General features: G+C 37.1%; 5 protein-coding genes. 2 read left to right on the top strand and 3 right to left on the bottom strand.

Features of this window, described 5'->3' with window-relative positions; genetic code table 11:
• Positions 1-29 precede the first annotated feature (29 nt).
• Together PLJ10_07065 and PLJ10_07060 are read left to right on the top strand one after the other, a co-directional pair.
• On the top strand, positions 30-656 hold the full coding sequence (locus PLJ10_07065; GenBank protein HOK09406.1) for a hypothetical protein: 627 nt from the start codon (positions 30-32) through the stop codon (positions 654-656).
• A gap of 73 nt (positions 657-729) precedes the next feature.
• Positions 730-2,058 (top strand): P-loop NTPase, encoded by a 1,329-nt coding sequence (locus tag PLJ10_07060; GenBank protein HOK09405.1) that lies wholly within the window; start codon positions 730-732, stop codon positions 2,056-2,058.
• Positions 2,059-2,096: 38 nt separating this feature from the next.
• On the opposite strand, the gene PLJ10_07055 is transcribed toward PLJ10_07060, so the two are convergent.
• The 3 genes from PLJ10_07055 to PLJ10_07045 form a co-directional block, all read right to left on the bottom strand.
• The gene (locus PLJ10_07055; GenBank protein ID HOK09404.1) at positions 2,097-3,344 is read right to left on the bottom strand and encodes a glycosyltransferase family 4 protein; all 1,248 of its coding nucleotides are present in this window, start codon (positions 3,342-3,344) and stop codon (positions 2,097-2,099) included.
• Between the two features lie 84 nt (positions 3,345-3,428).
• On the bottom strand, positions 3,429-6,338 hold the full coding sequence (locus tag PLJ10_07050; GenBank protein HOK09403.1) for a fused MFS/spermidine synthase: 2,910 nt from the start codon (positions 6,336-6,338) through the stop codon (positions 3,429-3,431).
• Positions 6,339-6,381: 43 nt separating this feature from the next.
• Positions 6,382-8,094, bottom strand: coding sequence for a nucleoside transporter (locus tag PLJ10_07045; GenBank protein HOK09402.1), 1,713 nt, complete (start codon positions 8,092-8,094; stop codon positions 6,382-6,384).
• Between the last annotated feature and the right edge of the window lie 38 nt (positions 8,095-8,132).

Here is an 8,132-nt window from a genome sequence, read left to right as displayed (position 1 = left end):
AAAAACTTTAACTTTTGGGAGAGCATATTATGAAAACACAAAAATTATTTGCAACCAGTAAACTGTTGAGTATCCTCTTCATTATGATAGTGAGTATTTCTTTTTCAGGCTGTTTCAGATTAATTTTTAATTATTCTTCTTTATCAGAATTTAAGTTTGATACAACCCTTGCAAAAGATGTAAAGATTCCTGGCGAACCCAATGTCGATATTCGAATTGACAAAAGCGTTTCAATTGCAAAAGCTTGCGGAAAATTTAATATTGAAGAAATTAGGAAAGAAGTAGAACCTGCACTAAGGGATATCCCTATTGGTTCAAATATTGCACTTAATTTACTTAAAAAAATAAAAGTAAAAAACTTATGGATTGAACAAATTAAAATGAAAGCTAAAGAAGGTGATTTCTCTAAAATCGAGCAAATTTCGCTTATTTTGAAAATCAATGATAAAGAAATAACTTTTGGTGAAGGGGAAATTAGTTCAGATAAAACAGAAATAACTTTCTTAATTGACAAAGAACTTGATATATATCCCTTTATAAAAGATGCTACCGATGGCGGTTGTATCGAAGGGACATTACATGTGATAGGTTATTCCACTCAATCGGATATAAAGTTTGATGTGAATGCAAGTGTTAAAATAAAGTTAAAGTTATAATTCTACCTGTAACTATTACGTTGTTCCCTTTCTATTTTTTCGTTTTTATAACTCGTTGGGGTGAAGTGTTAATATGAGTTTTTCTGAGTCCATTAAAGAAAAGGTAATATCTATTTTAAAAACGGTCATCGACCCTGATTTAAAAACAGACATTGTCAGTGCTGGATTTGTAAAATCAGTTTCATGTGATGATGATGGCGTGGTTAATTTAATTATTGAATTAACTATTCCGACATGTCCCCTAAAAAATCAGTTTAAAGAAGAAATTGAGGCGAAGGTTTTTTCAGTACCAGGGGTAAAAAAGATAAACATCCAATTTACTTCACGTCAGCGCAACGTATCTCCACACCAACAACAAGTGACCCTGAATAATATCCACTCAATTATTGCTATATCCGCATGCAAGGGAGGCGTCGGGAAATCAACCATATCCGCATATCTTGCCCGTGCTTTACAAAGATGTGGATTAAGGGTGGGCTTGTTAGATTTGGATATGTACGGTCCTTCACTACCTACACTGATGAACAAAGTCCATGCAGATGTTGTAATGATTGATGAAAAACTTCTACCTGTTGAAATCGATGGTCTTCTAACTATGTCTTTAGGATATATATTAGGCGATTCCCCCGCAGTATTACGAGGACCCTTAGTCTCCACATATACAACACAATTGTTACACCAAACAGAATGGGGACCTCTTGATTTTTTAATCATTGATTTGCCTCCAGGGACTGGTGATATCCAATTAACACTCCTTCAACAGATTGCTTTAGACGGTGCCATTATTGTAACTACACCACAGACATTGTCGTTGGTTGATGTATCCAGAGGAATTTTGATGTTCGAAAAATTGCGTGTCCCTGTGCTGGGTATTGTAGAGAATATGTCCTACTTTATCTGCGATAACTGCGGGAAAAAACATTTTTTATTTGGAAATGGGACAGACGATTTACAACAACGTTTCGGTTTGCCAATACTGGCAAATATTCCTATTCTTCACAATTTTCATGATGCCTCTACCAAAAATGCGGGTCAAGAGCACGATACGACATGGAAACCTTTAATAGAGCAGATACAACGTGAAATAGGAAAACGTAGAGCAAATACACTATCCTCGCCAGAAGTACAAGTTAAAGGAAAAAACCTAATAATTGACTGGAAAGATGGAAAATTCTCCACAATTTCATTAGTAGAATTACGACGCGCATGTAGATGCGCCTACTGTGTAGATGAACTAACAGGGCAACCATTACTCAAACAAGAAAATATCCCAGAAGATATAAAGGTAGAACAATTCCAACTATTAGGCCATTATGCCATAAGCATATTTTGGAGCGATGGACATACTTCCAGTATATACCCATGGGAGTTTCTTAAAAAATTATCTCCTCCAAAATCATAATTCTCGATAACATACAAAAAAGAGTGATAATCAAACTTTTAAATCTTATTATTAGGGCATGCTGTTACTACAGATTGGAAGACATGGAGGTATTTCTGTGCATTTGTTTTGCGGGTAAAATGTTCAAGAACGTAGGCTCGTCCTTTTTTGCCAGCATTTTTCCTTATTTCAGGGTTATTTGCTAAAACTAAAAGCCCTTCCGTATAAGCATCAACATTTTCTGGTTCCACAGCGACACCAGCTTCTGCTTGTTCTAAAAGTTCACGTGCTTGACCTTCAGCACCTAAGAGGATAGGACGTTCACACGCCATAATTTCAAACATTTTGGACGGAATGTTATATTTGAAGACATTACGTTTTTTTAGTGAAACAAGGCAAATATCTGATGAGGCATACCAATCAGGCATTTCTTTTTTCTCCACTGCGGGGTAAAACTCAACATTATTCAATTGCATTTGAATTGATAAGCGAATAAGGTTATCTCGGTCTGCACCCGCACCCACAAAAACAAAAAGGAGACGTGGGTCATCTTTTACCCGTTCCGCAACTTCAAGGATAGTTTTTAGTCCCTGCGATAAACCCATAGTCCCAATGTAAAGTACAACAATCTTCGAATCATCCCAACCTTTTTCTTTGCGAATGCGATTTGGTGTATCTAAGGGTTTAAAGACATTTTCATCGATACCATTTGGAATAGTGAAAATTTTATTTTCATCAAAACCGCGTCGGGCTATTTCCCGTGACATAGCAGGGGCAATGGTAACAATTGCTTTAGCATGGCGATAAAGAAACGTTTCAAGGGCAGTTAGGATTGAGATAATAAATTTATTTTTGATTACTCCTAAATCAATAATCTGTGCAGGCCAGAGGTCTCGTACCTCAAATACAAAGGGTCGCCACTTAAAGACCGATACAATATAACCTGCTAAACCACATAGAATCTGCGGGGAACTTGCCATGACTACATCACATTTCCCCGCAAAAAAAGTAGCAACGATAATCGAAGAGAGCATATACGTTAAAAAGGCAATACTTCGTTTAACAACACCACGATTAGGAGTCACAAAAAGCCAGCCACGTAGTATGTTAATACCATCCCAATTTTCACGAATAAGCCACTTTCCCTGATATTCTGGAGGAACAATACCATCAGGATAGTTAGGCAGACCACAAACAACTATAACCTCATGACCTTCGGAAACCCAATATTTAGCATGCTCATAGGTACGTGCAGATAGGGCTCCCATTTCGGGTGGAAAAAATTGTGAAAGAACAAGTATTTTCATACACTTTTACTACTCGTTTGATTGATTTGATTTATTATTTTATAACGTTAACTCATACTATTTCACAAGAGAAACTATTTGTTTTTAATTCTTTGTATTAAGGAGATTTAAAAATTCAGGATTAACAGAATGATTTGCCTTTTGACATTCACGGATAAGTTCTTTAGCACGACCAGTATCACCTGAATAATAATACACTACCGCCATTTGTTCTTTAATCGAGTAATTATTGGGTTGGAGGTGTTCAGCTTGCTGTAAATATTGTAACGATTCGTCAAACTTACCCTGAGCAAACCTCAATACTGCATAATTCATCGTGGCATTAAATTTTAAGGTAGGTTCTTTTTCCAAAACATCTTTAATTAGTGTTTCTGCTCTTTCAAATTGTTTCTGTTGAATTAAGTATGTTGAGAGATTTATTTTAACATTTCCCAAATTAGGGTCTACTTGAATCGCTTGTTCCCATGCTTCAATTGCGGATTGGGTATTACTCAATCTGGCATAAGCAGTTCCTAAAAGGGTATACACTTTCACTTCATTAGGTAATCTCTGGATAAGTTTTTTTGCCCATGCCACGGCTTCTGGATACCGCTTAGCCTGAATAAGGGCATCAATCAAAATGATATAAGCATTATTAAAGTTAGGTCGTTCATTTATAATTCTTAATAACTGGTCAATAGCCTGATTTATGTTCCCACCGCTTGTTATTGTTTCTGCTATTCGTGTTAATCGACGGAGATATGGCGTCTCCTCAGTAAATGAGACGGTCGGTGCTAAAAGATTTTCCACAGGTGCAAACTGGTCTGTAAGGATAAAAGGGGTCGTTTTAGATAGTAGTGCTTTTATCTTTTCATCTGAGAAAGGATATACTTTTGTGTTATATCGTTCATATACCTGATTTGCAATTGTTTGAATTGGTAAGGGCTTCTTGGAAGCAACCAATACAAACGTATCTCTGGATTCGGGATTATCCGTAGTGGAGAACATATAGGTGTATGGGAAAACACTACTGTACGTTTCATACATGGCAGAGATAAAATAGCCATACATAAGGCAATCGATAGCATTCGTCAGATATATACCTTCCGAAGATAGTATGTAATAGATTTTTTCAACAAATTCTCTGGTTATAAGATGGAAAGGAACACTATAATCACTGAATGAGTCATTAATGATACAGTCATACGAAATCGCCATGTTACCATGTTTCTTTTCGCGGACTAAATCCTCTATGCGATTTCTGCCATCTTGATGATAAATTTTAAGATGTGTATCCTTCGGAAGCCCAAACACTTTAAATGCGGTTTTAGTCACTTCTGGGTCAATCTCTGCCACTTCAATCTGACACGTTGGATATTCTTGTTCAAGAAAATGGCAAAATGTATAGGCACCACCTCCAATGAGAAGCTGTCGATTAAATAATTTTTCTTTTTGAGTGTAATCAATGACACTATGAAATATATACTCATAAGGTGCTGTTAACTTGTTTGGCTCTTTCATATTTTTCCTATTGTGTATCATTTTATCTAATACAAGGTCCAATATATATGGTCGTTCTGGGTCTGCTAACTTAACCTGTATATAGTTATAATGACTCTCTTTCTCATAAAGGACATTTGGAGGACGATAAGGTTTTAGTCCTGTCTGTAATGCCAACGAGTCCCATGGATGCGATGGGGCTAATGCACTACAAAAGAGTATCAAAACTAAAATTGTGTAGGAAAATGACATCAACGTCTTTTTTGCTATCCAGAGGAAAAATAGAGCCGATATTATCGCTGTTAACGCAATAGTGATAGATGTGCCCCAATGTGCAATAGCATAGTAACCTGTTCCAATGACTCCTAAAATACCTCCAAAGGCATTCACTCCGTATATCATCCCAATCTTTTTGCCATGGACATCTTTATCATTTGTTGGGGAAATCATTCGTATTAAAATTGGGGAGATTGTTCCAAAAGCAACACATGCAGGTCCAAAAACAACAATAGAATGAATAAGGATCTGAACAGGCCATGAAAAATGCCATAAATATGGATTCCATGGCAGAAGGACATTTGCCAATGGAATAATCAATAGAAATAAACTCGACAAGAACAAGAAGAAACTGGCAACTTTCCTCGGATTTAAATGTTGACTTAAATAACCACCAATATATCCGCCTAAAGAAAGACAACCCAAGACAACGCCGATAATCGTTGTCCATGTATATAGGGAATTGCCGAAATTCTTAGCAAGCAGACGAGCAGATACAATTTCAAGAACCATGACCCCCGCACCAGCCCAGAACGAAATGAGTAGAACCTTATAAAATGGCTGAGTATCTACGTCTTTTATAGATTTTTCTTCCTTCTCAGAATACTCCATTTCAATTTTTTTTGAAGTAACTGATTGGATATACAAACTACCAATTGCATAGCCAATAGCAACAACAAATAAAAAAAACGCAGAAAGAAAAAGTAATGATGTATAGGCAAAATGTGCCAGAAAAACATAGCCTGTTAAAAAAGTCCCAGCTAAACTACCCAACAAAGAAAAACCAAAAAAGATACCTACACTTGTTCCCGAAGACGAAGAAACTTGAATTAATAGGCGAGTTAAAACAGGCGATATGGTACCTAATGCAAGAAAAGGTAGAAGTAGCATTAGAAATACATGTGCAAGGATTCGCCACTGCCAAGACAAATTTTGTAATAAAGAGAGATTTCCTAACAAGTGATTTGTTATATAAATAGAAGCTATAAGAATAGAGGCAAAGAAAAACTGAAAAGGAATAGTCTTAATGTTATTATATCGGTCAGATAATATTCCACCAACATGATTACCAATAGCAATTCCCGTGAGTGTAACTGCAATAATACTTGTCCAAGTAAGCAAGCTTTGACCTAAATACTGTGCAATAATCCGACCTGCCACTAATTGAAGGAACATAATTGCCATACTGGAGGTAAAAACAGTCAAATAAATAATACCGGACAATATTCGAGATCTCATGTATCCCTCAATTAGGTCTAAGTCTATCTACTTTTTTGCTTTATTAATTGTTTTGTTTCTCTCGGTCTCTTCGGATTACAAAAATCGTTCCAGCGATGAAGTATGCCAATGTTGGATAAAGAAGAATGCTATGGAACGTTTTGAGGTTTTGAGCAAAGCCATTGGTTCCTTTAACAAACACCCAGATTGAAAGTAGTAAGCATATAATTAATGATAGACCTGCGATGATACCCGATATCCATACAACAGGGTCAGATTTTGATTCTTCTTTTTGAGTGATTTCTTTTTTTCTTTGAGAAGATGTTACAATCAAATTGTTTTCTGCAGTAGGTATAACTTCTTTTGCATCCGCTGGAACATCTCTTGCCCCCATTAACATAGCCAGAATAGTATATAGAATAGAAGTCATAAGCCAGACAGGTACAAATAAGAAGAAAAGATGCAATGTCCCTGTTTTTTCCAATGTAATGGCAACTGCAATGGAGATGAGCCAACTTAACAAAGCAGGTAGATTCATCGACATTTGCTTCTTCTCAATCCAGTATCGTGTCAATCCTATTTTAGGGAATATCCAGTACTCCGTAAATGCCACTGCACCCAAGGGCATAAGAAGCAAACCATAGTAACCCACAAAATCGAGTAATTTTGTAAAGACAAATGGTGAACAAGCAATAATTGTAGTACCAGCACCTGCCAGTAAAGTAACGAGCCATCTTGGCCATCCAGGTGTAACTGCCTGCAAAGCAAGGCCTGCCCGATACAGAGTCGGGTTTGATGTAGTCCAACCTGCCAATATTACCGCAATTAGACCAGCAGTACCTAATGCTTCAGTAGCCACAGCACCAGAATCAAGTTCAATAATACTTTTTTGTAATAGGATTGCAGACATAGCACCCATTATACCAGCACAAATCCACGCTAAATAATGACCTAAAAACATACCAAAAGCAGAGAAAAGCCCATAGGCAGAGGAGCGAGCATATCTAAAAATTGCCATATCAGAGAGACCACCATGCATCGCCAGGTTACATATCCATGCAAAAGCAGATACATGCCAGAAAGATATCGGTTCTTTCCCATCTGGACGAACTCCAGTCCATATTTTCTGGGTCGCAATTTGCCAGAAATCATTCCAGGTGCGAATATCAACACCTGCTGCTGGTAAAAGGGCAATTGCACCTGCAATGAACATGAGGAACATCCATGGTGAACATACTACAGAAAATTGGGATAATCGTTTAAAGCCCAAAATAGCAAGAGTTACAACAACAGCCCCTACCACTAATACTACAAGTACGAATCGGAAGTCAGTAGGTATCCATTGCGTTTGAGGAGGTATCCCCAGCGGAACACGAACTGCTGAGGCAGAAACAGTAATCATACAGCCCGCCAAAATACAAAATAGAAATGCATTTAACACGTTATATATTGTTGTAACAGTTGGACCTGCAACTTTACGTAAAAACCAATAAAGCGTTAGACGTGTACGTACTGCAATTGGGGCACATATTAACGTCCAGGTGAGTACCGCCATTAAATTTCCAAGAAGCAACCCGACAAAGATGTCATAGGCATTAACTCCCCAACTAACAAATAACGCTCCGATAACAAATTCAGTTCCCGCAACGTGTTCACCAGCGAATAAACCTGCAAAATAACGACCTGGCTGAAGTTTATCCTCTGTCACTGGTTCACGTTCAAATTCATAGAGCAAATCTAATGCTTGAGTAGGTTTTAAGATAGGTGTTTCACTCAATTTAGGACCCTTTCTTTTTATTAAGTTTTATTCATGTT

This window comes from Candidatus Hydrogenedens sp., from assembly GCA_035361075.1.
Taxonomy (GTDB): domain Bacteria; phylum Hydrogenedentota; class Hydrogenedentia; order Hydrogenedentales; family Hydrogenedentaceae; genus Hydrogenedens.
Note: the sequence above shows the minus strand (reverse complement) of the source record. Positions and strands in the feature narration are given on the sequence as shown.